This window comes from Kribbella sp. NPDC104740 (assembly GCF_055583505.1).
Map to the genome: position 1 here is coordinate 214,652 of NZ_JBVJNV010000009.1, position 23,489 is coordinate 238,140.

At 70.0% G+C, this 23,489-nt stretch carries 26 protein-coding genes; 14 read left to right on the forward strand and 12 right to left on the reverse strand.

From position 1 onward, the window contains the following. Positions 1–478 precede the first annotated feature (478 nt). A complete protein-coding gene (locus tag ACZ6Z4_RS35090) occupies positions 479–745 on the forward strand; it encodes a hypothetical protein (protein WP_465575090.1) in 267 nt (88 codons plus the stop codon). Between the two features lie 535 nt (positions 746–1,280). Here ACZ6Z4_RS35090 and ACZ6Z4_RS35095 read toward each other — a convergent pair. The 5 genes from ACZ6Z4_RS35095 to ACZ6Z4_RS35115 all read right to left on the reverse strand — a co-directional run bounded on the left by ACZ6Z4_RS35095 (position 1,281) and on the right by ACZ6Z4_RS35115 (position 7,124). Then, positions 1,281–2,123 (reverse strand): LysR family transcriptional regulator, encoded by an 843-nt coding sequence (locus ACZ6Z4_RS35095; RefSeq protein ID WP_465575093.1) that lies wholly within the window; start codon positions 2,121–2,123, stop codon positions 1,281–1,283. A gap of 41 nt (positions 2,124–2,164) precedes the next feature. Beyond that, on the reverse strand, positions 2,165–3,253 hold the full coding sequence (dprA, locus tag ACZ6Z4_RS35100; RefSeq protein WP_465575096.1) for a DNA-processing protein DprA: 1,089 nt from the start codon (positions 3,251–3,253) through the stop codon (positions 2,165–2,167). Positions 3,254–3,444: 191 nt separating this feature from the next. Beyond that, positions 3,445–5,028, reverse strand: coding sequence for a YifB family Mg chelatase-like AAA ATPase (locus tag ACZ6Z4_RS35105; protein ID WP_465575101.1), 1,584 nt, complete (start codon positions 5,026–5,028; stop codon positions 3,445–3,447). Further along, entirely contained in the window at positions 5,028–5,387 is a 360-nt protein-coding gene (locus ACZ6Z4_RS35110; RefSeq protein ID WP_363677379.1) for a YraN family protein, read from the reverse strand. The genes ACZ6Z4_RS35105 and ACZ6Z4_RS35110 overlap by 1 nt, the downstream gene beginning before the upstream one ends. A 126-nt stretch (positions 5,388–5,513) precedes the next feature. Beyond that, positions 5,514–7,124, reverse strand: a complete 1,611-nt coding sequence (locus ACZ6Z4_RS35115; RefSeq protein WP_465575105.1) for an APC family permease — start codon at positions 7,122–7,124, stop codon at positions 5,514–5,516. Between the two features lie 136 nt (positions 7,125–7,260). On the opposite strand from ACZ6Z4_RS35115, the gene ACZ6Z4_RS35120 reads away from it, so the two are divergent. Both ACZ6Z4_RS35120 and ACZ6Z4_RS35125 read left to right on the forward strand, forming a co-directional pair. Beyond that, positions 7,261–8,199, forward strand: a complete 939-nt coding sequence (locus ACZ6Z4_RS35120; protein WP_465575107.1) for a tyrosine recombinase XerC — start codon at positions 7,261–7,263, stop codon at positions 8,197–8,199. Positions 8,200–8,271: 72 nt separating this feature from the next. Beyond that, the gene (locus ACZ6Z4_RS35125) at positions 8,272–8,751 is read left to right on the forward strand and encodes an RrF2 family transcriptional regulator (protein ID WP_363677375.1); all 480 of its coding nucleotides are present in this window, start codon (positions 8,272–8,274) and stop codon (positions 8,749–8,751) included. 12 nt (positions 8,752–8,763) lie between these two features. Here the strand turns inward: ACZ6Z4_RS35125 and ACZ6Z4_RS35130 are convergent, their stop codons facing one another. Next, a complete protein-coding gene (locus ACZ6Z4_RS35130; RefSeq protein ID WP_465575113.1) occupies positions 8,764–9,396 on the reverse strand; it encodes a M23 family metallopeptidase in 633 nt (210 codons plus the stop codon). A gap of 297 nt (positions 9,397–9,693) precedes the next feature. On the opposite strand from ACZ6Z4_RS35130, the gene rpsB reads away from it, so the two are divergent. The 6 genes from rpsB to ACZ6Z4_RS35160 all read left to right on the forward strand — a co-directional run bounded on the left by rpsB (position 9,694) and on the right by ACZ6Z4_RS35160 (position 14,880). Further along, entirely contained in the window at positions 9,694–10,638 is a 945-nt protein-coding gene (rpsB, locus tag ACZ6Z4_RS35135; protein WP_465575120.1) for a 30S ribosomal protein S2, read from the forward strand. 423 nt (positions 10,639–11,061) lie between these two features. Further along, on the forward strand, positions 11,062–11,880 hold the full coding sequence (gene tsf / locus ACZ6Z4_RS35140) for a translation elongation factor Ts (protein WP_465575123.1): 819 nt from the start codon (positions 11,062–11,064) through the stop codon (positions 11,878–11,880). Positions 11,881–11,934: 54 nt separating this feature from the next. After that, the gene (gene pyrH / locus ACZ6Z4_RS35145) at positions 11,935–12,696 is read left to right on the forward strand and encodes a UMP kinase (RefSeq protein WP_344183774.1); all 762 of its coding nucleotides are present in this window, start codon (positions 11,935–11,937) and stop codon (positions 12,694–12,696) included. A 156-nt stretch (positions 12,697–12,852) separates the two neighbouring features. Continuing rightward, positions 12,853–13,407, forward strand: coding sequence for a ribosome recycling factor (gene frr / locus ACZ6Z4_RS35150; protein ID WP_465575417.1), 555 nt, complete (start codon positions 12,853–12,855; stop codon positions 13,405–13,407). Further along, the gene (locus tag ACZ6Z4_RS35155) at positions 13,407–14,240 is read left to right on the forward strand and encodes a phosphatidate cytidylyltransferase (protein WP_363677369.1); all 834 of its coding nucleotides are present in this window, start codon (positions 13,407–13,409) and stop codon (positions 14,238–14,240) included. The genes frr and ACZ6Z4_RS35155 overlap by 1 nt, the downstream gene beginning before the upstream one ends. Positions 14,241–14,271: 31 nt before the next feature. Continuing rightward, positions 14,272–14,880, forward strand: coding sequence for a GNAT family N-acetyltransferase (locus ACZ6Z4_RS35160; protein ID WP_465575128.1), 609 nt, complete (start codon positions 14,272–14,274; stop codon positions 14,878–14,880). Here ACZ6Z4_RS35160 and ACZ6Z4_RS35165 read toward each other — a convergent pair. Further along, complete coding sequence (locus ACZ6Z4_RS35165) at positions 14,870–15,865, reverse strand: LLM class flavin-dependent oxidoreductase (protein ID WP_465575131.1); 996 nt, start codon at positions 15,863–15,865, stop codon at positions 14,870–14,872. The genes ACZ6Z4_RS35160 and ACZ6Z4_RS35165 overlap by 11 nt on opposite strands. Positions 15,866–16,011: 146 nt before the next feature. Here ACZ6Z4_RS35165 and ACZ6Z4_RS35170 point away from each other — a divergent pair, with 146 nt between their 5' ends. Next, complete coding sequence (locus ACZ6Z4_RS35170; protein ID WP_465575134.1) at positions 16,012–16,653, forward strand: C39 family peptidase; 642 nt, start codon at positions 16,012–16,014, stop codon at positions 16,651–16,653. Here the strand turns inward: ACZ6Z4_RS35170 and ACZ6Z4_RS35175 are convergent. Genes ACZ6Z4_RS35175 through ACZ6Z4_RS35185 form a run of 3 tightly spaced genes read right to left on the reverse strand, consistent with a single transcriptional unit; the run spans position 16,641 to position 18,075 of the window. Next, a complete protein-coding gene (locus tag ACZ6Z4_RS35175; protein WP_465575139.1) occupies positions 16,641–16,829 on the reverse strand; it encodes a hypothetical protein in 189 nt (62 codons plus the stop codon). The two genes, ACZ6Z4_RS35170 and ACZ6Z4_RS35175, sit on opposite strands and share 13 nt — an antisense overlap. Further along, complete coding sequence (locus ACZ6Z4_RS35180) at positions 16,784–17,257, reverse strand: NAD(P)-dependent oxidoreductase (protein WP_465575143.1); 474 nt, start codon at positions 17,255–17,257, stop codon at positions 16,784–16,786. The genes ACZ6Z4_RS35175 and ACZ6Z4_RS35180 overlap by 46 nt, the downstream gene beginning before the upstream one ends. Beyond that, positions 17,254–18,075, reverse strand: a complete 822-nt coding sequence (locus tag ACZ6Z4_RS35185) for an SDR family NAD(P)-dependent oxidoreductase (protein ID WP_465575146.1) — start codon at positions 18,073–18,075, stop codon at positions 17,254–17,256. The genes ACZ6Z4_RS35180 and ACZ6Z4_RS35185 overlap by 4 nt, the downstream gene beginning before the upstream one ends. Positions 18,076–18,146: 71 nt before the next feature. Here ACZ6Z4_RS35185 and ACZ6Z4_RS35190 point away from each other — a divergent pair, with 71 nt between their 5' ends. From ACZ6Z4_RS35190 to ACZ6Z4_RS35200, 3 genes are all read left to right on the forward strand, one after another. After that, positions 18,147–19,049 (forward strand): LysR family transcriptional regulator, encoded by a 903-nt coding sequence (locus tag ACZ6Z4_RS35190; protein WP_465575151.1) that lies wholly within the window; start codon positions 18,147–18,149, stop codon positions 19,047–19,049. A 61-nt stretch (positions 19,050–19,110) separates the two neighbouring features. Next, positions 19,111–20,229, forward strand: a complete 1,119-nt coding sequence (gene rlmN, locus ACZ6Z4_RS35195; protein ID WP_465575154.1) for a dual-specificity RNA methyltransferase RlmN — start codon at positions 19,111–19,113, stop codon at positions 20,227–20,229. Further along, a complete protein-coding gene (locus tag ACZ6Z4_RS35200) occupies positions 20,229–20,789 on the forward strand; it encodes a DivIVA domain-containing protein (protein ID WP_465575157.1) in 561 nt (186 codons plus the stop codon). Before rlmN ends, ACZ6Z4_RS35200 begins: the two co-directional genes overlap by 1 nt. Here the strand turns inward: ACZ6Z4_RS35200 and ACZ6Z4_RS35205 are convergent. Next, the gene (locus tag ACZ6Z4_RS35205) at positions 20,779–21,477 is read right to left on the reverse strand and encodes an alpha/beta fold hydrolase (RefSeq protein ID WP_465575160.1); all 699 of its coding nucleotides are present in this window, start codon (positions 21,475–21,477) and stop codon (positions 20,779–20,781) included. The two genes, ACZ6Z4_RS35200 and ACZ6Z4_RS35205, sit on opposite strands and share 11 nt — an antisense overlap. A 64-nt stretch (positions 21,478–21,541) precedes the next feature. On the opposite strand from ACZ6Z4_RS35205, the gene pdxY reads away from it, so the two are divergent. Then, entirely contained in the window at positions 21,542–22,393 is an 852-nt protein-coding gene (gene pdxY / locus ACZ6Z4_RS35210) for a pyridoxal kinase PdxY (protein ID WP_465575163.1), read from the forward strand. Here the strand turns inward: pdxY and ACZ6Z4_RS35215 are convergent. After that, on the reverse strand, positions 22,390–23,484 hold the full coding sequence (locus tag ACZ6Z4_RS35215) for an LOG family protein (protein ID WP_465575166.1): 1,095 nt from the start codon (positions 23,482–23,484) through the stop codon (positions 22,390–22,392). The two genes, pdxY and ACZ6Z4_RS35215, sit on opposite strands and share 4 nt — an antisense overlap. Positions 23,485–23,489: the final 5 nt, after the last annotated feature.

Here is a 23,489-nt window from a genome sequence, read left to right on the forward strand (position 1 = left end):
GCGGCGCTTGCCGCACTGAGGACCCGCTGCCGCAGACCCGGTTCGTGCTCCGCAAGGCCAGCGAGGCTCGGCCGGCGGGGCCGCAGCGTAGACGACCGGGACCGCCGCGCCGCCAGCACCTGCCGCGTGCACCGAACCGCCGCGTCCACCGAATGGCCGAACCGCAGCGCTGGCCGAGCCTTCGCGCTGGCCGAGCCACCGCGCGGCAGCACCTGCCGCCCCCGCCGAACCGCCGCATCCGCCGAATCGCAGCGCTGGCCGTGCCGCCGCGCTGGCAGCACTCGACTAACCGCCCCGCCGATCGCGGTGGTGGCGCCGGTTGCGGTGACCGCTCTGCCGGCGCTGCCTGCGCTGGCAGCACCCGCCGCACCTCCGCGCTAGCCGGCCTGCACCGCTCGCTGGCCTCGCAGTACCGGCCGCGCCCGCCGCACCACCCCAACTGCTGACCGCGGCCGCCGGGCTGACCGGGCTGCCCGCAGTGGTCGTGGTGGCGGCGGTGGTCGTGGTGGAGCAGCAGCTCGCGTTCGTCCTCGGCTCAAGGCTGGTCAGGCTCGCCGGGCTGGCGGCGCTGACCGTATCGCCGCCGCTCCCGCCGCGCTGGCGGCGCTGGCCGCGCGCGCCAGGTTCGCCGTACCGCGGCGCTGGTTGCGATGACCGCGCTGCTGCGGCCGGCAGCCCGCAGCCCGGTGGCGCGGCAGATCGCGTTGACCTCAGCGCCGGGCTGTTGCCGGTGCATGGTCCGTGATCGCTCGGTGCCAAGTGGGCGAGGTTCGTTGCTTCTGGCAACGCGGTGGGTCGTGGGGTCGGCGTGGTGAGAGCGCTTCCGGTGTCAGCTCCAGCCCGCGCAGCTGCCTCGGCGTCTGATGAACGCTGGGCGGTTGGTGAGGCTGACAGTCTGGCGGCCGGTGTTGGAGTCGGCGTACGGCGCGCGGGTGGTCAGGCCGAGGCGGCTGGTTGGGGGAGGAGGTTCGGCTGGGTGGCGGTAGCTGTTGCGGTGGAGGCCGTGGTGCGGCAGTGCGCGTTCGTACGCGTGCCGGGCAGGGGCTGGTGGGTTGTCCGCGAGTGCGTGGCGCCAGGTGGGCGAGAAGTTGGTTGCTTCTGGCAACGTGGGGTGGGTCGCGAGGTCGGTGTGGTGAGAGCGCCTCTGGTGTCAGCTCTAGCCTGCGCAGTTGCTTCGGCGCCTGGTGGGCGCTGGGGGATTGGCGAGGCTGACTATGAGGTGGCTGGCGTGCGGCGTGCGGCGTGCGGCGTGCGGCGTGCGGGGTGCGGGGTGCGGGTGGTCAGGCTGTGGCGGCTGGGTGGGGGAGGAGGTTGGGGTGGGTGGCGGCGGTGGATTGGGTGGTTCGGGTGAAGGAGGTTCGGGTGGTGGGTGGGTTTTCGGGGTGCCAGGCGAGGACTAGGTGGGTGGTGGGGGCGTCGATGACTGGGACTGCGGCGATCTGGGGGCCGGTTCGGGTGGTGGCGGTGGCTCCTACGGTGACGATGCGGTGGCCTAGGGAGACCTCTTCGACTAGTTGGTCGAGGGTGTCGGTGGGGGCGCAGGCGGGGCGGTAGGTGGGGTCGGTGGTGATGTCGTGGGTCGTGATGAAGGGGCGGGTGGCCAAGGGGTGGTCGGTGGGGAGGAGGGCGACTGTTTGTTCCTCAGCAATCTGGGTGGTGGTGAGATCGGTGAGGTCGTTACGGCCGCAGATGAGGGCTACGTCGGCGGTGCCGGTGTGGACCTCTTGGAGGGGGTCTTGGGTGAAGATCACTTGGACTTCGGCGGCACCGGGTTGGCGGCGGTAGGCGCGGAGGGTGTTGGCGAGCAGGCCTGGGCCTACGCCTGGGCGGGTGGCGATGACCAGGCGGTGGGGGCGGCCGGTGCGTTGGGCGCTGAGGACGGCGGTGTCGATTGCTCTGAGCGCTTTTCGGGACTGGGTGAGGAACGTGCTGCCAGCGTCGGTGAGGGCTACTCGGCGGCTGGTTCGTTCGAAGAGTTGGACGCCTAGGCGGCGTTCCAGGCGGCTGATGGCTCGGGAGAGTGGGGGCTGGGCGATGCCCAGGCGGTCGGAGGCTCGGCCGAAATGGAGTTCCTCGGCTACTGCTACGAAGTACTCAAGCGCTCGGGTTTCGACTCGTTCCATACCTTCAAGGTAACAATCGCCGGGGAATCGGCAGTGCTGGTTCACGGTGCGCGCCGTTGGGTGGGGGAGAGGCGGTAGCCGGACTCGTCGTGGGTGATCAGGTTGGCTTCGGTGAGGGTTTCGAGGGATTGCTGGACGGTGGTGCGGTCGAGGCCGGCGGTGGCGGCGATGCGGGTGGCGGGGACTGCGCGGAGTACCGGGACGGCGTCGAGGGTTCGGCGGAGGTCGTGGGTGAGGGCGTCTTCGGGGGTGGTCGGGGCGTGCGGGTACTGGGTGAGTTGGTGGCCCAGGGGTGCGATGGCTTCGAGGATGTCTGCTACTGACGTCGCGAGGGTGGCGTTGCGTTCTCGGATCAGGAGGTGGGTGCCGTCCGACATCCTCGAGGTGATGGGGCCGGGGACGGCCAGGACTGGGCGGCCGCACTGTTCGGACCAGGTGGCGGTGTTGAGGGCTCCGCTGCGGATGGCGGCTTCGACGACGACGGTGCCTTGGGTCATGGCGGCGATCAGGCGGTTGCGGGACAGGAAGCGGAGTTTGGTGGGGGAGCAGCCGGGTGGGAGTTCGCTGACGAGGAGGCCTTCGGCGGCGATGCGGTTGAAGAGGGCTGAGTTGCTGCGGGGGTAGCTGACGTTGACGCCGCAGGCGAGGACGGCGATGGTCGTGCCGGTGCTGGCCAGGGCGCCGCGGTGGGCTGCCGCGTCGATGCCGTAGGCGCCGCCGGAGACGACGGTGGTGCCTCGGTCGCCCAGACCGCCGGCGAGCTCGGCGGCTGCGTGTTCGCCGTACGAGGAGCAGGCTCTGGCGCCGACGATGGCTACCGAGGACTGGAGCAGGTGGCGGAGGTTGGCGGGGCCTTTGATCCAAAGGCCGTACGGCGTGCCGCCGCGGCGGGCTTGCTGGCCGGCGTCGGTGAGGACTTCGATCTGGTCGGGCCACTCGGCGTCGCCGGGGATGACGAAGCGGGCGCCGGCGGCGTGGGCTCGGGTGAGGTCGGCTTCGGGGGAGACGACGGCGACGCGGGAGGACCAGCGTTCGACGCCGGGGGCTTTGCTACGGAGGAGGTCCCAGATCTCCAGTGGGGTGAGGTCGGCGAAGGTCTTCTGGGTGGTGGGGTCGCCGGGTTCGATCACTCGGGACAGCGCCGCTCTCGCCAGTCGGTCTTCGTCGGAAGGGGCCGGAGGGGCGAGGGCTGTGGAGGGGGCGTTGCCTTGGGCAATCGGTGGGGTGAGCGGAACGACGGAGGAGGTAGAAGGAGTGCGGGTTGGAGTGGAGTCGTGGGCGGGAGGCTGGGCGCCTAGCGGGATCGGGTTTGAGGGGTGGGTCATTGCGGGATGGGCTCTCTGAGGGGGCGGAGGTCTTCGAGTGGGGTGAGTGGGGAGCCGGTGCGGAGTTGGAAGGCTTCGTGGGTGAGGGATGGTGTGGGGGCTGGGAGGCCGGCCAGGTCGGTGAGGGTCCAGGCGAGGCGGACTACGCGGTCTAGGCCTCTCGCGGTGAGGCGGCCTTCGGCGTAGTGGGATTCGAGGATGGACTGGCTGGTGGGGTCGAGGGGGAACTCGCGGCGCAAGACCGGGCCGGGGATTTCGCTGTTCAGGCGCCAGGGGGTGTCTTGGTAGCGGTGGGACTGGCGGTCTCGGGTGGCGCGGACTCGGGCTGCCACGTCGGCGGTGGACTCGGGGGTGTCGGCGGCGGTGCCGATGCCGCGGGCGGCGGGGAGGATCTGGCGCTGGATGTCCATCCGGTCCTTGATCGGGCCGCTGATGCGTTGGCGGTAACGGTTGAGGATCTGTGGTGTGCAGTTGCAGATACCCGTGGGGGTGCCGGATTGGCCGCAGGGGCAGGGGTTTGCGGCCAGGACCAGGAGGAAGCGAGCCGGGAACTTCGCGACCGCGGCGGCTCGGTGGACTTCGACGAAGCCGGATTCGAGCGGCTGGCGCAGGGTGTCGAGGGTCAGGGGGTGCATCTCGGGTGCTTCGTCGATGAAGAGGATTCCTCGGTGGGCGCAGCTGATCGCGCCGGGGCGTGGGACGCCGGAGCCGCCGCCGACGAGGCTGACCAGGGACGCCGTGTGGTGGGGCGCGATGAACGGTGGGCGGGTGACGAGCTCGGCGTCGTTGGTGAGCAGGCCGGCTAGCGAGTGGACGGCGGAGACTTCCAGGGAGTCGTCGGTGCCCAGGTCGGGCATCAGGCCGGCGAGGCGTTCGGCGAGCATCGTCTTGCCGGAGCCGGGTGGACCGTACAGGTACAGGTGATGGCCGCCCGCGGCCGCCGCTTCGATCGCGCGGCGGCCTTCGCGCTGGCCGAGGACGTCGTCGAGGTCGACCTCGGGGACGCGGGTGAGGGACTCCGACATCAGTCGGGGTTCGGCGCGCGGTGGGTCCTCGTCGGGGATCTCCTCGCCGCGGATCATCGCGAGGACCTGGCGCAGCGAGCGCACGCCGTACACGCTGATGTCGGGGACCAGGCGGGCCTCGCCGGCGTTGAGCTCGGGGACGATGATGCGGGTGAAGCCGGCGCGGGCCGCGGCCAGCGTCATCGCGAGGGCGCCGCGGACCTCGCGGATCCGGCCGTCGAGGCCGAGCTCGCCGATGATCGCGCAGTGCCGCAGCTCGCCGATCGGGAGCACACCGCTGGCCGCGAGCAGGGCGCACGCGATCGTCACGTCGTAGTGCGAACCGGTCTTGGGCAGGGTCGCGGGGGACAGGCCGATCGTGACCTTGCGGTCGGGGAACCGCTCGCCGCTGTTCATGACGGCGGCGCGGACGCGGTCCCTTGCCTCGGACAACGAGGCGTCGGGCAGGCCGATCAGCGTCGTCTTCGGCAGGCCCTGGGCGATGTCGGCCTCGACCTCGACGAGATGGCCTTCCAGGCCGACGAGAGCGACCGACCAGGCTTGGGCGAGAGACATCAGCCGACTCCTCTCAGGTGCTCGACGGTTGGTTTGCCGCCGCCTGGTGGGACCAGGACGGCGATCACGTCGATCCGGATCTCCGGCGGGTGCAGCTCGTGCTCCTGCAGCCAGCGGCCGACCAGCCGGCGCAGGGTGCTGAGCTTGCGATAGGTGATCGACTCCAGGGGGCTCCCGTACCCGAGGCCGCGTCTGGTCTTCACCTCGCAGACGACCAGCGCGCGGCCGTCCCGGGCGACGATGTCGATCTCACCCTGGTCGCAGCGCCAGTTGCGCGCGAGGATCGCGAAGCCCTGGTCGCTGAGATGTTCCGCGGCGAGTTGTTCGCCGTACTGCCCGACTGCGTCTTTGGTGCGCATCGATGACCACCTCCGACAAAGAACATGCCGGGATTCGGGGCGGATTCTGAGGCGACTTCGCAGCTGTGGACAAACGAAAACGCCGGCCGGGCCCGAGGGGCCGGCCGGCGTTCAGGTGGTGCTGGATCAGTTGCGCATGTGCTTGCCGCGGTTGGACTTCGGTGGGTTGCGGACCGCGCGGAGCTCGTTGTTCTCGTGGCGGACCGGCTGCAGACCGCCGGTACCCGGATCGGTGTCGCCGATCTCGAAGTCCCAGCTCTCCTCGTTCGCCAGGCGGCTGTGCCAGCGGCCGTACAAGCCGTAGATGGCCAGGCCGATCAGCATCCAGATGCCGAACTTGGTCCACGTGCCGGTCTTGAGGTTGAGCATCAGCCACAGCGTCGCGGCCAGCGACAGCAGCGGGATCAGCGGCACCAGCGGGACGCGGAAACCGCGCTCCAGGTTCGGCTCGGTACGGCGGAGGCGGAGGACTCCGACGGCACAGAACGCGAAGCAGAACAGGGCTCCGATGACCAGCAGCTCCTCGAGCTCGACCACCTTCGGGTAGAGCGTGAGCAGCAAGGCGGCAACGCCCGCCGCCGTGGCGGCGCGAGCGGGCGAGGAGTAGACCCGGCTGACCCGGCCCAGGCTCTTCGGCAGCAGACCGTCACGGCCCATGTTGAAGAGCACGCGGCTCTGGGCGATCAGAACCACCATGATCACCGTCGACATCGCCAGCAGCGCCCCGAGATTGACCACGTCCGCAGCCCAGCCGACCCCGACCGATTCCAGCGCCTCCGAAACCGGAGCGCCGCCGCCGAGCTGACCGTACGGCCGCAGTCCGACCAGGACGACCGCCATCGCGACGTACAGGACGGTGACGACGACGACGCCGAGCAGCATGCCTTGCGGGACCGTCTTGCGCGGGCTGCGGGCGTCCTCGGACGCGGTGGCGATCAGGTCGAACCCGATGAAGGCGAACACGATCGCGCTGGCGGCCGTGAAGATGCCCATCATGCCGAACGAGCCGAACGACGAATCGAGCATCCAGCCCAGGAGCGTTGGATTCGCCGTGGCCGGTGCCGGACGCTCCATCGGGACGAAGGGCTTGAAGTTCTCCATCTTGATGTGCGTCGCGCCGACCACCACGACCAGCAGGATGACCGCGACCTTGGCTGCCACCACCACGGTCAGGACCCGGGCCGACAGCTTGGTGCCGGTGACGATCATCGCGGTCAGCAGCAGGATCAGCAGCGGGGCGACCAGGTTCACCTTCGCCTCGGGGCCGAAGAACTGGGCCAGCCCGTCGGGCAGGGTGACGCCGAAGCCGTTCAAGGTGGCCAGGAAGTACGCGGACCAGACACGGGCGACGATCGCGGCGGCGGTGACGAGCTCGAGGACGAGCGCCCAGCCGACCAGCCACGCCCACATCTCACCGAAGGTGACGTAGCTGAACGTGTAGGCGCTGCCGGACACGGGAATGGTCGACGAGAGCTCGGCGTAGCACGCGGCTGCCAGCAGACAGACGAGCGCTGCCACCACGAACGACAGAATCACGGCAGGGCCGGCCACGTTCGCGGCCTGCTTGCCGCTCAGGCTGAAGATGCCGGAACCGATCATCACACCGAGGCCGAGCACGACAAGGTCGCGTCGACCGAACAGCCGCGGTAGTCGGTGCCGCGCCTCCTCGACTCGGGTGAACGCCGACTCGACCGGCAGGCGCCGGCCTACGGTCTGTCCGTTCGCTGAGGGGGCCATGGTCAGGGGTGCCTCCGTTGCTACTAGGGCAATCGGGCCGAACAGTAGTCGACCTGGGGACTACGGGCCAGACCTCCTTCGTGTCGCCACCGCGCGGCTGCTTGCGATGCCGGGGCCACTCACGCATGGTCGAACCATGGCACCGGACGACGTCGGCCCAGCGCGTTCCGTACCCGAGGAACTCGCTGCGTTACTGGCTGACTACGAACGGCATCTGACGGCGGAAAGAGGCCTCAGCGATCATTCGGTCCGAGCGTACATGGGAGACGTCGCCGATTTGATCGATCATTTGAATCGGCTTGGTCACGATGAGTTGGGCACGCTCGACATTCGTGGGCTGCGATCCTGGCTCGCCAAGCAGCAGAGCCTCGGCAAGGCGCGCAGCACGATGGCCCGGCGGGCCACGGCGGCGCGGGTGTTCACCGCGTGGGCGCAGCGGACCGGGCGGATCGCGACCGATCCTGGGGCGTTGCTGGCCAGTCCCAAGGCGCACAAGACGTTGCCGGGGGTGCTCGGGCAGGCGGATACGCGAGCTGTGCTCGATGCTGCCGCGGTCGCGGCGGATGACGGGAGCGCTGTCGGGCTGCGGGATCTGGCGATCATGGAGCTGCTGTACGCGACCGGGATCCGGGTTGGAGAGCTTTGCGCTCTCGATCTGGATGAAGTCGATAGGGAACGGCGCGTGGTTCGGGTCTTTGGTAAGGGGCGTAAAGAGAGGTCGGTGCCGTACGGCGTACCGGCTGGGGCTGCTTTGGAGTCGTGGCTGGGGGTGCGGGGGCAGTTGGTGCGGGACGGGAGCGGGGCCGCGCTGTTCCTCGGGGCGCGAGGTGGGCGGATCGATCAGCGGACCGTACGGCGGGTGGTGCATGCGCGGATCGGGGCGGTGGAGGCGCCGGATCTGTCGCCGCACGGGTTGCGGCACACGGCTGCTACGCATCTGCTCGAAGGCGGGGCTGATTTGCGGAGTGTGCAGGAGCTGCTCGGGCATGCTTCGTTGGCTACGACGCAGGTCTATACGCATGTGTCGAGTGAGCGGCTGCGGGCGGCGTACGAGCAGGCTCATCCGCGGGCTTGAGGTCGCCTCCTGTGGATGGGGAAGCGGCGGGGTGATGGGCGGGCGGAACGGGAATGGGGCAGACTGCGGGCCATGCGGGTTTCGGCTAAATCTGACTATGCGTTGCGGGCGCTGATCGAGATCACTCAGCGCTGGGTCGCCAACGATCCCTCGGTGGTGTCGGCGGAGGAGCTCAGCCGGCAGCAGGGGATACCCCACGGGTTCCTGCAGGGGATTCTGGCTGATCTTCGGCGGGCCGGCGTGCTGACGAGTCAGCGGGGGCAGTCCGGTGGGTGGAAGCTGGCTGTGGATCCGAACGAGATCTCGGTGGCTGATGTGATGCGGGCTGTGGACGGGCCGATCGTGAGCATCTCCGGGGTGCGGCCGGAGAGCGTTGACTACAACGAGCGGGCTGTGGTGCTGCAGCGGGTGTGGATCGCTGCTCGGGCGAGTCTGCGGGACGTGCTGGAGCACACGACGCTGACGGATCTTGCCAAGGGCAAGCTTCCGGCGGGGGTGGAGCGGCGGTCGAAGGACGAGGACGCTTGGCAGGCGCGGGTTCCGGGGAGCTGAGGGCATCTTTCGTCAGTGGTTTCTGATGAGGGCTGCTGCGGTGATGGTTAGTAGGGCTGTGACGGCGACCAGCAGGGTGGGGGCCAGGGGGTTGGCTTCTCGGGCTGGTTGTTCGGTGGTTGGTGGGGTGGTCGGGAGTGGTGGCACTGCGTTGGGTGGGACCTGCCGCGCTGCGTTGGGTTGGGGTGGTCCGGCGAGGTGGGGCTGGGGCGGGTCCGCGGGGAGTAAGCGGATCGGTTGGGTGGGGAGTAGGGCTAGGGGGTTGAGGTAGGTCGGTCCCTCCAGGAGGCCCCAGTGGAGGCAGGTTGTGGGGGTGCAGTGGGAGGCGGCTGCTGAGAGGGTGCCTATGGGTTGGCCTTGGGTTACCTGGGTGCCTCGGGGGAGGGTCGGGATGACCGGCTCGTAGGTGGTTCTGTGGGGGCCTCGGGTTATGACCACGACGGAGCGGCCGGCTACGGGGCCGGCGTACGTGATGGTGCCAGGGGTGGCGGCCAGGACTTTTTGGCCGGGGGTGCCTTCGAGGTCTACGCCTCGGTGGCCGGGGAGCCAGGGTTTTGGGGGTGGGGCGTAGGGGTGGACGATTCTGGGTTGGGGAGTGAGGGGCCAGATGGCGTCTGCGGGGGGTGGGGGCTGGAACGGGGTCATGTGGGGAATGTGCAGGTGGGAGGGGTGAAACGCGGGGGTGAGTTGGGGGCTGTGGACGGGGTGGGGGCCGGTTCGACCAGGGGTGGGGTTCTCGCGTAGACTTTTGGTGGCGTCCCACCTCGGTGGGGCGACTTCGCACGTCTGCACACATCCGAATCCTCTTGGTCCCGGTTCGCCGGGGTGGGGTTCGCGCGGGCGTCAGGCGCGACGGACCAAACCCGGTCCGCCGCGGAACAACCGAGACAGCGTCACCGTGACGGGTAACCCGTGCGGGGCGCGACAGGAGAGAACCACGTCATGGCCGTCGTCACCATGAAGCAGCTGCTCGAGAGCGGCGTGCACTTCGGGCACCAGACCCGTCGCTGGAACCCGAAGATGAAGCGCTACATCCTCACCGAGCGCAACGGCATCTACATCATCGACCTGCAGCAGTCGCTGTCGTACATCGACCGCGCCTACGAGTTCGTCCGGAGCACCGTCGCCTCCGGCGGCGCGATCCTGTTCGTCGGCACCAAGAAGCAGGCCCAGGAAGCGATCGCCGAGCAGGCGACCCGGGTCGGCATGCCCTACGTGAACCAGCGCTGGCTGGGCGGCATGCTCACCAACTTCCAGACCGTCAACAAGCGGCTCCAGCGCCTCAAGGAGCTCGAGCTGCTCGACTTCGACGACGTCGCCGCCTCCGGTGTGACGAAGAAGGAGCTGCTGCAGAAGCGTCGCGAGCACGACAAGCTGCTCAAGACCCTCGGCGGTATCCGCGACATGGGCCGCGTCCCGTCCGCGGTCTGGATCGTCGACACCAAGAAGGAGCACCTCGCCGTCGACGAGGCGCGCAAGCTCAAGCTGCCGATCATCGGCATCCTGGACACCAACTGCGACCCCGACGAGGTCGACTTCCCGATCCCGGGCAACGACGACGCGATCCGCTCCGTCGGCCTGCTCACCCGCGTCGTCGCCGACGCCGTGGCCGACGGGCTGATGGCCCGCTCCGGTCAGGGCGCTGCCGCCGCCGGTGAGGAGCTGGGCGCCGAGGAGCCGATGGCCGCCTGGGAGCGCGAGCTGCTGGAGAGCCAGAACGCCGCCGCGGCCGCCCCGGCGAAGGCCGACGAGGCCCCGGCTGCTGCCGAGGCCCCCGCCGCCGAGGCGCCGGCTGCCGAGGCCGCCGCGACCGAGGCGCCTGCCGCCGAGGCCACCGAGGCTCCGGCCGAGGCCGCTGCCGACGAGGCGCCGAAGACCGAGGCCTGATCCCGATCCGGGCTGCCGGACGACCTGGTACGCCGCCGGGACCCGCGAGGGTCCCGGACCGGCGGGCAGGACAACGGTGGCCCGGGCCAGGCAGGACCCGGAAGGCTACGGAGGAAACGGCCCGGACCGCGAGGCCCGGGTCAGGAACAGCCGGACCGGACGGACCAGGGTCAGCGATGGCTCCGGATCGAACGGTCCCGGAACGGCCGGATGGATCGGGGTCAGAGATGGCCCCGAACCGGACGGACCCGAACGGCCGAACGGATCGGGGTCGGGAACGACCCCGGGACCGGAAGGCCCGGCCGGAATCCGTACAAGCTTCAGGATCGACAAGGTTCCGAGTGTGGAACCCCGATCGCCCGGCGATGCCGCCGGGCGGCGACCCACCAGCTGATCGCACCGACTAGATCGAGAGAACGAGGAATGGCGAACTACACCGCCGCTGACGTGAAGAAGCTCCGCGACGCCACCGGCGCGGGCATGATGGACGCGAAGAAGGCGCTCGAGACCACCGACGGTGACTTCGAGAAGGCGATCGAGGAGCTGCGCATCCACGGCGCCGCCAAGGCCGCCAAGCGGGGCGCCGAGCGCTCGGCCTCCAACGGCCTGGTCGCCGCCGCCGAGAACGCGCTGGTCCAGCTGAACTGCGAGACCGACTTCGTCGCCAAGAACGAGCAGTTCCAGCAGCTCGCCGCCGACATCGTCGCGCACGCCGCCGCCAGCAAGGTCGGCGACGTCGAGGGCCTGCTGAACGAGAAGCTCACCGACGGCAAGAGCGTCGCCGAGAACATCGAGGCCCTGGCCGCGGTCATCGGCGAGAAGCTCGAGCTGGGCAAGGTCGCCGTCTTCGACGGCAAGGTCACGGCGTACATGCACAAGCGTGCCGCCGACCTCCCGGCCCAGGTCGGCGTGCTCGTCGAGTTCGAGGGCGACGACGTCGAGGCCGCCCGCGGCGCTGCCATGCAGGCCGCCGCGATGCGCCCGCTCTACACCAACCGCGACGAGGTCCCGGCCGAGACGGTCGAGAACGAGCGCCGGATCGCCGAGGCGACCGCTCGCGAGGAGGGCAAGCCGGAAGGCGCCCTGCCGAAGATCGTCGAGGGCCGGGTGAACGGCTTCTTCAAGGAGGTCGTGCTGACCGAGCAGTCGTCGGTCCAGGACAGCAAGAAGTCCGTGAAGGCCGTTCTCGACGCGGCCGGCGTGACCGTGAAGCGGTTCGCCCGCTTCGAGGTCGGCGCCTGACCGTCGCCGGTTAGGACGAGACAGCACAGCATCATCGACGAGGAGGCCGGAATCGTGACGGAAACCCTGGGTACCGAGACGAATCCGGCCTCTTCGCCGTTCGATCCGGCCTACCACCGGGTGCTGCTCAAGCTGTCGGGGGAGGTGTTCGGCGGCGGCAAGCTCGGCGTCGACCCCGACGTGGTGAACTCGATCGCCAAGCAGATCGCCGAGGTGGTCCGGGCCGGCGTCCAGGTCGCCGTGGTGGTCGGCGGCGGGAACTTCTTCCGCGGCGCCGAGCTCCAGCAGCGCGGCATGGAGCGCAACCGTGCCGACTACATGGGCATGCTCGGCACCGTGATGAACTGCCTGGCGCTGCAGGACTTCCTGGAGAAGCTGGGCGTGGAGACCCGGGTCCAGACCGCGATCACGATGGGTCAGGTCGCCGAGCCGTACATCCCGCGCAAGGCCGACCGGCACCTGGCCAAGGGCCGGGTCGTGATCTTCGGCGCCGGCTCCGGAATGCCGTACTTCTCCACCGACACCGTCGCCGCCCAGCGCGCGCTGGAGATCGGCGCCGAAGCGCTGCTGATGGGCAAGCAGGGTGTGGACGGCGTCTACGACTCCGACCCCAAGACGAACCCGGACGCGGTGAAGTTCGACCAGCTCTCGTACGACGACTTCCTGGCCCGCGGGCTGCGGGTCGCCGACGCGACCGCGATCAGCCTGTCCCGCGACAACGCGCTGCCGATCGTGATCTTCGGCCTCGAGGAGGGCAACATCGCCCGGGTCGTGCGCGGCGAGAAGATCGGCACCGTCGTCTCCCCAGGCCAGTAGCGCGGTCAGTGGCCGGGCGCCCGATAGGGTACGTCCGGTCGGCCGGGTACTAGGATCGTTCGACACGCGGGCCCACGTCCGCGGGCTGGTCCGCCAGCGTTCGTAGGGTTTGAGCGGCCGCACCGACGCGGCCCCGAGGAAGCGAGGAATGTCGTGATCGACGAAGCACTCCGCGAAGCCGAGCAGAAGATGGCGAAGGCCGTGGAGGTCGCGAAGGACGACTTCGCCGCGATCCGCACCGGCCGCGCGCACCCGTCGATGTTCTCCAACATCGTCGCCGACTACTACGGTTCGCCGACGCCGCTGCAGCAGCTGGCCGGCTTCCAGGTCCCGGACCCGCGGACCGTGCTCATCTCGCCGTACGACAAGGGCGCGATGGCCGCGATCGAGAAGGCGATCCGCGACTCCGACCTGGGCGTGAACCCGGGCAACGACGGCGCGGTGATCCGGGTCTCGATGCCGCAGCTCACCGAGGACCGCCGCAAGGAGTACATCAAGGTCGCCAAGACCAAGGGCGAGGACGCGAAGATCTCGGTCCGGACCATCCGCCGGCACGCCAAGGACCAGATCGACAAGTCGGTCAAGGACGGCGAAGCGGGCGAGGACGAAGGCAAGAGTGCTGAGAAGCGGCTCGACGGGATGACGAAGAAGTACGTCGACTCGATCGACCAGCTGCTCAAGCACAAGGAAGCCGAACTGCTCGAGGTGTGATGGGACTCGACCAGAGCCCCTCCGTGCCGAGCCGCGCCGGGCGGAACCTGCCCGCCGCGATCGGTGTCGGAGTCGGTCTCGGTGCGGTGATCATCGGGTCGCTGTTCTGGCAGAAGTCGCTGTTCGTCCTGGTCGTGCTGGCGACGGTGCTGGTAGCCGTCGACGAGATGATCCGTGCGCTGAAGACCAGCGGGGCGACGATCCCGCGGATCCCGGTGCTCGCCGGGACGACCGCGATGCTGGTCGCGGCGTACTTCGGCGGGCCGATGGCGCTGCTCACCGCGATGGCGCTGACCGCGCTGGCGACGATCTTCTGGCGGATGCCCGGCGGCTCGATCGGCTTCGTCCGGGACGTCACCGCCGGGGTGTTCCTGCTCGGCTACATCCCGCTGCTCGCCGGGTTCGCCGTCCTGCTGGTCCAGCCGGACGACGACGGGCCGCAGCGGGTGGTGACGTTCTTCCTGGTCGTGGTGGCCAGCGACGTCGGCGGCTACGTGGCCGGTGTGCTGTTCGGCAAGCACCCGATGGCCCCGACGATCAGCCCGAAGAAGTCCTGGGAGGGCTTCGCCGGTTCGACGCTGGCCTGTATCGGCGCCGGGATCGGGTCGGTCGTCTGGCTGCTCGACGGCGCCTGGTGGGTCGGCGCGATCGTCGGCGCGATCGCGGTGCTGACGGCAACGGTCGGCGACCTCGGCGAGTCGATGATCAAGCGCGACCTCGGGATCAAGGACATGTCCAACCTGCTGCCGGGCCACGGCGGCGTGATGGACCGGCTCGACTCCCTGCTGGCCACGGCTCCGGCCGTCTGGCTGCTGCTCCACTTACTGGTTTGACCGGTTGCCGCTCCGGAGGTTGGCTGGTGCCATGACCATCGCTCCGGACGGCCGCCCGCTGGTCGGCGACCTCGTACGCCTCGACCGCTTCGTTGCCAGTGACACCGATCAGCTGTACGCCGCGATCGACGACGAGCGCGTGTACGCCGCGGGCTTCAGCGGCGGCCCCGGCGGTCGCCCGGCCGACGTCGAGCAGATGCGCGCCAAGTGGGCCAAGTCGACGCAGGACCGGACGGCGTACGTCGTACGACTGGCGAAGGACTCGGAGCTCGGTGCCGAGGGCACCGTCGTCGGGACGACGAGCCTCGGCGACGTGGACCTGGCCAACGAGCGCGTCCACCTCGGCTGGACCGGCTACGCGCCGGCTGTCTGGGGGACCGCGGTCAACCCGTCCTGCAAGTTCCTGATGCTTCAGCACGCCTTCGAGGACTGCGGGTTCAACCGGGTCAAGATCCAGACCAGTCTGGTGAACACCCGCTCGCAGGCGGCGATCGCGAAGCTCGGCGCGACCCGTGAGGGCGTGCTGCGCCGGCACATCAAGCAGCCCGACGGCACTTGGCGGGACACGGTCGTGTTCTCGATCCTGGCCGACGAGTGGCCCGGCGTACGGAAGGGTCTGCTCGCGCGGATCAGCGGCTGAGCTCGGCCAGCAGGCGGTAGTTCTCGAGCAGGTCGGCGCGGTCGTAGGTGTTGGTGGTGATCAGCACCTCGTCGGCGCCGGTCCGCTCGACCAGGCCGCCGAGCGCGACGTCCACCTCGGATGGTGTGCCGTAGATCTGGCCCTGCAGCGACTGCTCGAAGAAGCCGCGCTCCTTTTCGGTCATGTCGCGCTGGGCATCGACAGGCTCCAGCGGTGGAAATACCCCGCGCGTCCGCGAATAGGCGCTCGACCAGGCCTCTGGCAACAGCAGCTCCCGCGCGGCCTCAGCTGTTGCAGCGACAGCCGCAGTAGCAGCCAGTACGACGTACGGCCACTCAGCCCACTCCGACGGTGTGAAGCCCGCGCGATAGCCAGCGACCGAGTCCAGCAGCGCCGCCTCACCGCGAGCCCCGGCGATCACCAGCGGCAGCCCCAGCGAGGCGGCAAGCTGGGCGCCCTCACCAACAGCCAGCACAAACGCGGGTACGCGGAGCCCCTCGCCAGGACGTGCGTGCACCTGCGGGTGCGTCTGCTGCTTGCCGGTGAAGTACCCGAGCAGCTCCCGCACCTGTTCGACGAAGTCCTCCGCCGCGTCCTTCTCGACGCCCAGCGCCCGGCGGATCCCACCGGTGAAGCCGACCGACCGCCCCAGACCCATGTCGATCCGCCCCGGATACAGCGACTCCAGTACGCCGAACTGCTCCGCCACCACCAGCGGCCGGTGATTCGGCAGCATCACCCCACCGGTCCCGACCCGGATCCGCGACGTCGAGGCGGCAACGGCCGCGGCCAGTACGGTCGGCGCCGAGCCGGCCACCCCGGGCACGCTGTGGTGCTCGGACACCCAGAACCGGTGGTAGCCGAGCTTCTCGACCTCCTGCGCGAGCCGGACCGTGCCGCGCAGAGTCTCCGCCTCGGTCTCGCCGGCGCGGGTCCGGGAGCGGTCGAGGATCGACAGGGGGACACCGCGCAGCGAGGGACTCATGATGCAGAGTCCAACCGCGCGGTCAAGCTTTGGCATTCCTGGTGGAAAGGAAGCACCGATCTCAGCAAATCGTCGGTAACTCCTTTACATCTGCCGCCGAACCGAGTGCACTGTGGGTGATCGGGGGGCCACAGTGAGGAGTTGAGATGAGGAAAGCGAAAGCCGTACTCAGCGGGCTGGTGCTCACCGGCGCGTTGCTGATGCCGACGGCCGGTCCTGCGGTGGCAGCCGACCCGGTTGCCACCAAGGCGGTCCCCAGCGGAGCCAGCAAGACCCTGACCGCCAAGACGCTGCAGGTCGACTTCCAGTACCAGGAGACGAGCTACTGGTGTGGCCCGGCGGCCACGCGGATCGCTCTGTCCGCCCGGGTCTCTCCGCCCAGCCAGCAGCAGCTGGCCAACGAGCTGCCCACCACCACGAACGGCACCGACTGGATCGGCCAGGTGACGCGGGTGCTCAACAACCACGTCGGCACCGGCTGGTACGAGACGAAGGAGATGCCGAACGATCCGCCTACGCAGGCTCAGCGCGACCTGCTCTGGCGCGACATCGTGCTCGACATCGACAACAACTACCCGATCGTCGCCAACATCGTGGCGCCGGCCAGCAACCACCCGCCGGGCTACCCGAACTACACGATCTACCACTACTTCACCGTGATCGGCTACGACACCGCCGACATGACCGTGCTGATCGCCGACCCGGCCGGGTTCGCCCCGACGGCCACGTACTGGCTGACGTTCAACCAGCTCGCGACGCTCATCCCACCGAAGGGCTACGCGGCCTGAGCCAGCTCCTCGAGCACCGCGGCGACGTGCTGCAGGCGCAGGTCTCGCACCTCGCGCAGGCTGAAGGTGCCGCCGCGGTGCGGGCTCAGGACGACGTTGACCAGGACGCTCGGCTCGGGCAGTGCTGCGATCAGGTCCGGGCCGAAGAGCCCCTCGGTGGCCGGCGATCCAGGCACAGCTGGTACGACGACCCGCGACTGCGCGACGAGCGCGGGCGGAGCTGGACCTCGCCGTCGACGGACGCGGTGTCGGCCGAGCGGATTGCAGAGACCCGCATGCCGAGACCGGTCAGCGCGCGGGCGACGCGGCGGCCGACCTCGCCGTAGCCGACCACGAGCGCGGGATGGCCGCCGAGGACCATCGTCGGGTTCGGCGGGACGAAGCGTGGGGTCCAGTCGCCGGTGCGCATCGCCTGGTCGGCGGGGACGATCGCGCGGGCGGCGGCGAGGGTCAGGGCGATCGCGAGCTCGGCGGTCGGGCCGGCGTTGTGGTGGACGGTGCGGACCACCAGCTCAGAGCGGGTGGACAACAGCGCCCGCGTCTCCGCCGGCACCCCGGCGTACGGGATGACCAGCACGCGGATCAGCCGAGCCGCGCGAGTCACACTGCTGTGGAGCGGCTGAGCTCCTCCCACTCGGTCACCGACGCCAGCAGAGCCTCGTGGTGCTCCCGCAACCCATCCACCGCGTCGTTTCCCAGCAGCAGCCGCAGCGGTGGGTTGCCGCTGTCCAGCGCCTTCATGATCGCCGCGACGCCCTTGACCGGGTCGTTCTGCTCCGAATCGAGCAGCGCGACGGTAGCCGCCCGGGTGGCGCCAGCGGTCTCCCGGTAGACCTCCAGCGCCTCAGTGGTGACCTTGTTGCGGTTGAACTCCGTACGGAAGGCTCCCGGCTCGACGATCAGCACCCGGATGCCCAGCGGAGCCAGCTCAGTCGCCAGCGCCTCCGAGTACCCCTCCAGTGCGTGCTTGGCCGAGTTGTACGCGCCGTAGCCCGGGTACGTCTTCAGCCCGCCCAGCGAGCTCATCTGCACGATCGTCCCCGACCCTTGCGCGTGCAGCACCGGCAGTACCGCCTCGACTACCTGGGCAGCCCCGAAGAACACCACGTCGAACTGCTCCCGCAACCGCCGTACGCCGACCTCCTCGATCGCGCCCATCACCATCGAGCCGGCGTTGTTCACCAGTACGTCGATGCGGCCGAAGACCGCCAGCGTCGCCTGCACCGCCGCCTCGATCGATGCCGGGTCCGTGACGTCCAGGGCCGCCGTCGAAGCGCCACGCTCAGCCAGGTCGACCAGCGTCTCGGGCCGGCGGGCAGTGGCCATCACCTGGTCGCCCGCAGCCAGTGCGGCGAGCACCAGTTCGCGTCCGAACCCTGTGGAGCAGCCGGTGATCAGCCAAACCTTGTTGTTGTTTTCCATGCTTCGAGTCTTCGTCCGGACCCCCGTGCGGGACCAACACCGGCTGCCTGGCGCAGCAGTAGCCTGGGCCTGTGACCCCCGAGCTGCGGCAGCTGCGCTACTTCGTCGCGGTAGCGGAGGAGTCGAGTTTCACCCGCGCCGCTGCCCGGCTGACGATCGCTCAGCAGTCGCTGTCGCAGCAGATCACGTTGCTGGAGCGGCAGGTCGGCGCCAAGCTGTTCGACCGGGACAGCCGGGGCACTGCGCTGACAGAGGTGGGTGCGCTGTTCCTGCCGGAGGCGCGGGCGGTGCTGGAGCGAGCTGACCAGGCGATGGCTGTCGTAGCCCGCGCTGTGCGTGGCGAGATCGGCCTGCTCCGGCTGGCGTTCCTGGCGACTACTGCCAACTACCTGCTGCCACCGGTCGTCCGGGCGCTGCGGGAGCGCTTCCCCGACCTGCAGCTCGCCACTGAGGAGACCACGATCGGCCCGCTGGTCGAGGGCGTCCGCAGCGGCCGGTACGACGTGGCGTTCACGCGGCCGCCGCTGGTCGACGACCTGGCCAGCACCACGCTGGTCACCGAGGAGATCTGCGCCGTGCTGCCGGAAGGGCACCGGCTGGCTGACCAAAAACAGCTCGACCTGCGGGACCTGGCCGACGAGCCGTGGCTGCTGACGCCGCGCAGCTCGTGGCAGCCCTGGCACGACGTGTACGACGCGGAGTTCCGCGCGGCCGGGTTCGAGCCGAAGGTGGTGCACCGCGACGCGAGCGTCCAGGTGCTGCTAGGAATGGTCGCGGCCGGGGTCGGGGTGACGCGGCTGGCGCGGTCGGCGTCGAGCTTGCGGCGTACCGGCGTGGTGTTCGTGCCGATCGCGGGGGAGCGGGTGGCGACGGAGATGGTCTGGCTGCCGGAGAACGCGTCGCCGGTGCTGCCCGCCGTACGGCGAGCGGTGGAGGAACTCGCCGCCGGTAGCGATCTGACCGCTGCCGGGTAGTGACCGGTGCCACCGGTGTGAATTTGTGAAAGCGGTCGGCCGCGAGGGACAATCGAGGGCGATGACTACCTCCCTCCCGCTCGTTTTCGATGAACCGCGCCGTGCCAAGAAGCCGCCGCGGCACCTGGCCGACCTCAGCGGGGAGGAGCGCAAGGCCGCGGTGGTGGCGCTCGGCGAGCCCGGTTTCCGGGCCAAGCAGCTGTCCAACCACTACTTCTCCCGGCTGGTCTCCGACCCGGCCGAGATGACCGACCTGCCCGCGGCGACCCGGGACAAGCTGGCCGCTGATCTGCTGCCGCCGTTGCTGACCAAGGTCCGCGACCTGGAGTGCGACAACGGGCAGACCCGCAAGTCGCTGTGGAAGCTGCTCGACGGCTCGCTCGTCGAGTCCGTCCTGATGCGCTACACCGACCGTACGACGATGTGCGTGTCGTCCCAGGCCGGCTGCGGGATGGCCTGCCCGTTCTGCGCCACCGGGCAGGCGGGGCTGACCCGGAACATGACCACCGCCGAGATCGTCGAGCAGGTCGTCGACGGCGCCCGGGCGCTGTCTCGGGGCGAGATCGCGGGCGGTCCGGGGCGGGTCAACAACATCGTCTTCATGGGCATGGGCGAGCCGATGGCCAACTACAAGGCCGTCATCGGCGCTGTCCGCCGGTTCACCGACCCGTCGCCGGAGGGCCTCGGCATCTCCGCCCGCGGGATCACCGTGTCGACCGTCGGCCTGGTGCCGCGGATCAACCAGCTGGCGACCGAGGGCATCCCGGTCACGCTGGCGCTGTCGCTGCACGCGCCGGACGACGAGCTGCGCGACGAGCTGGTCCCGATCAACAACCGCTGGAAGGTCGACGAGGTCCTCGACGCCGCCTGGGGGTACGCCGAGAAGACCAAGCGCCGGGTCTCGATCGAGTACGCGATGATCCGCGACATCAACGACCACGCCTGGCGCGCCGACCTGCTGGCCGAGAAGCTGGCCGCCCGCGGCGACTGGGGCTGGGTGCACGTCAACCTGATCCCGCTGAACCCGACCCCGGGCTCGAAGTGGACCGCCTCCGACCCGGCCGACGAGCGCGAGTTCGTCCGCCGCCTGCAGGCCGGCGGCATCCCGGTCACCGTCCGCGACACGCGCGGCCAGGAGATCGACGGCGCCTGCGGCCAGCTCGCCGCCGCCAACAGCTGATGGAGGCCCCGCTCTTCCGCCGCGTCAAGTGGCAGGAGGGCTACGACATCGCCGAGGTGGACGCCTTCGTGGCGCGCATCGAGGCGACGGTCGAGGGCCGTCCGGGGGTCGAGCCGGTCAGCGCCGCCGATGTTCGCAACGTAGCGTTCACGCCCGTCCGCTTCCGCGAGGGCTACGCGATCGAGGACGTCGACGCGTTCCTCGACGTGGCAGCGCAGAGTCTGGCCGACCGCCCGGCTGGGAACCAGCCGCCGAGCACTGCCGCAGTGCACCCGGCCAGCGCCGCCGCGGCGCAGCCGTCGAGCAGCACCCCGACCGCCGTACAGCGTGAGACTCCCCGCTTCACCCTCGTGAAGCTCCGCGAGGGCTACGAGATCGCCGAGGTCGACGACTTCGTCGACCGCGTGATGGCCACCGTCAACGGCTTCCCCGTCGACCACCCGGTCACCCGCGACGAGGTCAGCCGGGTCCAGTTCTCCCCGGTCCGCTTCCGCGAGGGCTACGACGTGATGGAGGTCGACCTCTTTCTCGAAGAGGTCGAGGGCTGGCTCACGCCGTAGCCAGCAGCAGCTTCGCGAGCTCGTTCGGTTGGGAGAACATCGGCCAGTGGCCGGTGTCGAGCTCGGTCAGCTCCCACGACGGCGACTCCAGGTGCGCCAGTACGGCGGCGCTCGGCGTCGCGCCGTCCATCAGGCACTTCACGTACGTCGTGGGCAGCTCGGTGATCGGCCGGGGCAGCACCGCCGGCTCGGTCAGCGCGCGCCCGGGGTGCGGTGTCGAGCGCTCGACGAGCTTGGTGATCTCGGCGTCGGTGAGATCCTGCCCGGCGTAGTCCTCCGCGGTGAGCGGTGGCCAGAAGCCGCCGGACTCGGCCAGCTGGCCGGCGAGCCAGGCGCGGCCCTCCGGCGACCAGCCGTCGGCGAAGGACTGGCCATCGACGGGGATGTTGGAGTCCAGATAGACCACGTGCCGGAGCCTGTCGCCCAGCGCAGCCGCCGCCTGGCCGGTGGGGATGCCGGAGTAGCTGTGGCCGACCAGTACGACGTCGGACAGCCCGCCCGCGACCTCCAGGACGTCGGCGACGTGCTGCGCCTGCGGGGTCTGCGCCGAGTCGGCGTGGTGCCGCTCGGCGAGCCCGGTCAGCGTCACCGCCACCACCTCGTGCCCCTCGGCGCGAAGCCGTTCAGCGACGTCGTCCCAGGCCCACGCCCCCAGCCAAGCTCCTGGTACCAGCACGAAATCCACCATGCGGAAGAACCTAGAGCACCCGACCGACAGAATCCGCGGCAGCGCCGAGTGGCATGATCGAGCGGTGAAGATCCTCTCGATCCAGTCCGCCGTGGCCTTCGGGCACGTGGGCAACTCCGCCGCCGTCTTTCCGCTCCAGCGCATCGGGGTGGAGGTGCTGCCGGTCTACACGGTGAACTTCTCCAACCACACCGGGTACGGCGCCTGGCGTGGACCGATGATCAGCCCGGACGACGTCCGCGAGGTCATCCAGGGCATCGAGGACCGCGGCGTGCTGCCGCAGATCGACGTGGTGCTGTCCGGCTACCAGGGCGGCGAGGGGATCGCGGACGTGATCCTCGAGGCTGTGGACAAGGTCAAGGCGGCGAACCCGAGCGCCGTCTACTCCTGCGACCCGGTGATGGGCAACGCGAAGTCCGGCTGCTTCGTCGCGCCGGCGATCCCGGTGCTGCTGCGCGACCGCGTGGTCCCGGCGGCCGACATCATCACGCCCAACCAGTTCGAGCTGGGCTTCCTGACCAACACCGAGCCCGACACGCTCGAGTCCACGCTGGCCTCGGTCGAGCTGGCCCGCGCGACCGGCCCGCGCACGGTGCTCGTCACGAGCGTCGAGCGCCCCGACCGCGAGGACGGCACGATCGAGATGCTGGCCGTCGACGACAGCGGCGCCTGGATCGTCCGTACGCCGTACATCCCGATGAAGGCGAACGGCTCGGGCGACGTCACGGCTGCGCTGTTCACCGCGCACTACCGGCGTACGGGCGACCTCGCGGACGCGCTGGCCCGGACCACGTCGAGCGTGTTCGACCTGCTCACCCGCACCCACGAGTCCGGCGAGCGCGAGCTGCAGCTCGTCGAGTCGCAGGAGGCGTACGCCAACCCGCGGATGCAGTTCACCCCGGAGAAAGTCGCCTAGCTGACCAGCGCCGCGGCCTCCTCGATGGTGTCGACCAGGTGGATGGACGACGCCATCGGGCGGCCGCCGGCCAGCGACTGCAGCAACGGCCAGACCGGTAGCTCAGCTGTCCAGTGAGAGATGCCGACCAGCACCATCGGGATCTGGGTGGACGGGTCGCCGTAGTAGTTCGGCGTGACCGCCTGGAAGATCTCCTGGACGGTGCCGGCCGCTCCGGGCAGGTAGAGGATGCCGCCGCGCGCCCGGCTGAGCAGGACGTCCTCGCGCTGGGCGTTGGAGAAGTACTTCGCGATCGACGACGCGAACACGTTCGGCGGCTCGTGCCCGTAGAACCAGGTCGGGATCGACACACCGCCGTCGCCGGGATACGTACGCCGTACGGCGAGCCCGGCCGCGGCCCAGGCGGCGATGGACGGGCGGAAGGAGGGGACGGCGGCCAGTGCCTCCACAGCTGAATCGACCGCCGAGGAGTCGTACGCCGAGAGCATCGCGCCCAGGTTCGCCGCCTCCATCGCGCCCGGACCGCCGCCGGTGGCGACGGTCAGCCCCGAGCGGGTCAGGCAGCGGCCGAGCTCGACGGCCGACCGGTACGTCGGATCGCCGCGCTTGATCCCGTGGCCGCCCATCACACCGATCCAGGGCCGGCCGTCGGGCAGCTCGTGCAGCGCGTCGGCGATCGAGTGGTCGTGCAGCGCCGCGGCGAGGGTACGGCTGGTGTCGCCCTTCTCGTCGTGCTGCCGGGACCAGGCGTAGATCCGGGCGTCCGGGGTCGCGTCGTAGCCCGCGTCGAGGCCGGCGTACAGCTCGTCGGCGTCGTACAGGGTGCCGCGATAGGGGTCGAACGGGAGCTCGGGGATCGCCGGGAAGAGCAGGCCGCCGCCGTCGCGGATCCAGGCCGCGGCGGGCTCCTCCAGTGCGCAGCCGAGGAACAGCGAGCCGGCCGGGGTCAGCGCGAGCAGCTGCGCGGTGCGCCCGGACAGGTCGACCGACTGGACCCGCCAGCCGGTCATCGCGGTCGCTCCGGCGGCCAGGACCTGGTCGAAGTGGGCCAGGGACTCGATGTCCACGTGCGGGATGCTCGGCTGCGTCACCCGCA

Bases quoted from the DNA above. Each gene is read 5' to 3' on its own strand.
- ACZ6Z4_RS35095 (WP_465575093.1), bottom strand. From the start codon at position 2,123: ATGGAACGAGTCGAAACCCGAGCGCTTGAGTACTTCGTAGCAGTAGCC.
- ACZ6Z4_RS35105 (WP_465575101.1), bottom strand. From the start codon at position 5,028: ATGTCTCTCGCCCAAGCCTGGTCGGTCGCTCTCGTCGGCCTGGAAGGC.
- ACZ6Z4_RS35110 (WP_363677379.1), bottom strand. From the start codon at position 5,387: ATGCGCACCAAAGACGCAGTCGGGCAGTACGGCGAACAACTCGCCGCG.
- ACZ6Z4_RS35115 (WP_465575105.1), bottom strand. From the start codon at position 7,124: ATGGCCCCCTCAGCGAACGGACAGACCGTAGGCCGGCGCCTGCCGGTC.
- ACZ6Z4_RS35120 (WP_465575107.1), top strand. From the start codon at position 7,261: ATGGCACCGGACGACGTCGGCCCAGCGCGTTCCGTACCCGAGGAACTC.
- ACZ6Z4_RS35125 (WP_363677375.1), top strand. From the start codon at position 8,272: ATGCGGGTTTCGGCTAAATCTGACTATGCGTTGCGGGCGCTGATCGAG.
- ACZ6Z4_RS35130 (WP_465575113.1), bottom strand. From the start codon at position 9,396: ATGACCCCGTTCCAGCCCCCACCCCCCGCAGACGCCATCTGGCCCCTC.
- rpsB (WP_465575120.1), top strand. From the start codon at position 9,694: ATGGCCGTCGTCACCATGAAGCAGCTGCTCGAGAGCGGCGTGCACTTC.
- tsf (WP_465575123.1), top strand. From the start codon at position 11,062: ATGGCGAACTACACCGCCGCTGACGTGAAGAAGCTCCGCGACGCCACC.
- ACZ6Z4_RS35155 (WP_363677369.1), top strand. From the start codon at position 13,407: ATGGGACTCGACCAGAGCCCCTCCGTGCCGAGCCGCGCCGGGCGGAAC.
- ACZ6Z4_RS35160 (WP_465575128.1), top strand. From the start codon at position 14,272: ATGACCATCGCTCCGGACGGCCGCCCGCTGGTCGGCGACCTCGTACGC.
- ACZ6Z4_RS35165 (WP_465575131.1), bottom strand. From the start codon at position 15,865: ATGAGTCCCTCGCTGCGCGGTGTCCCCCTGTCGATCCTCGACCGCTCC.
- ACZ6Z4_RS35170 (WP_465575134.1), top strand. From the start codon at position 16,012: ATGAGGAAAGCGAAAGCCGTACTCAGCGGGCTGGTGCTCACCGGCGCG.
- ACZ6Z4_RS35185 (WP_465575146.1), bottom strand. From the start codon at position 18,075: ATGGAAAACAACAACAAGGTTTGGCTGATCACCGGCTGCTCCACAGGG.
- rlmN (WP_465575154.1), top strand. From the start codon at position 19,111: ATGACTACCTCCCTCCCGCTCGTTTTCGATGAACCGCGCCGTGCCAAG.
- ACZ6Z4_RS35200 (WP_465575157.1), top strand. From the start codon at position 20,229: ATGGAGGCCCCGCTCTTCCGCCGCGTCAAGTGGCAGGAGGGCTACGAC.
- ACZ6Z4_RS35205 (WP_465575160.1), bottom strand. From the start codon at position 21,477: ATGGTGGATTTCGTGCTGGTACCAGGAGCTTGGCTGGGGGCGTGGGCC.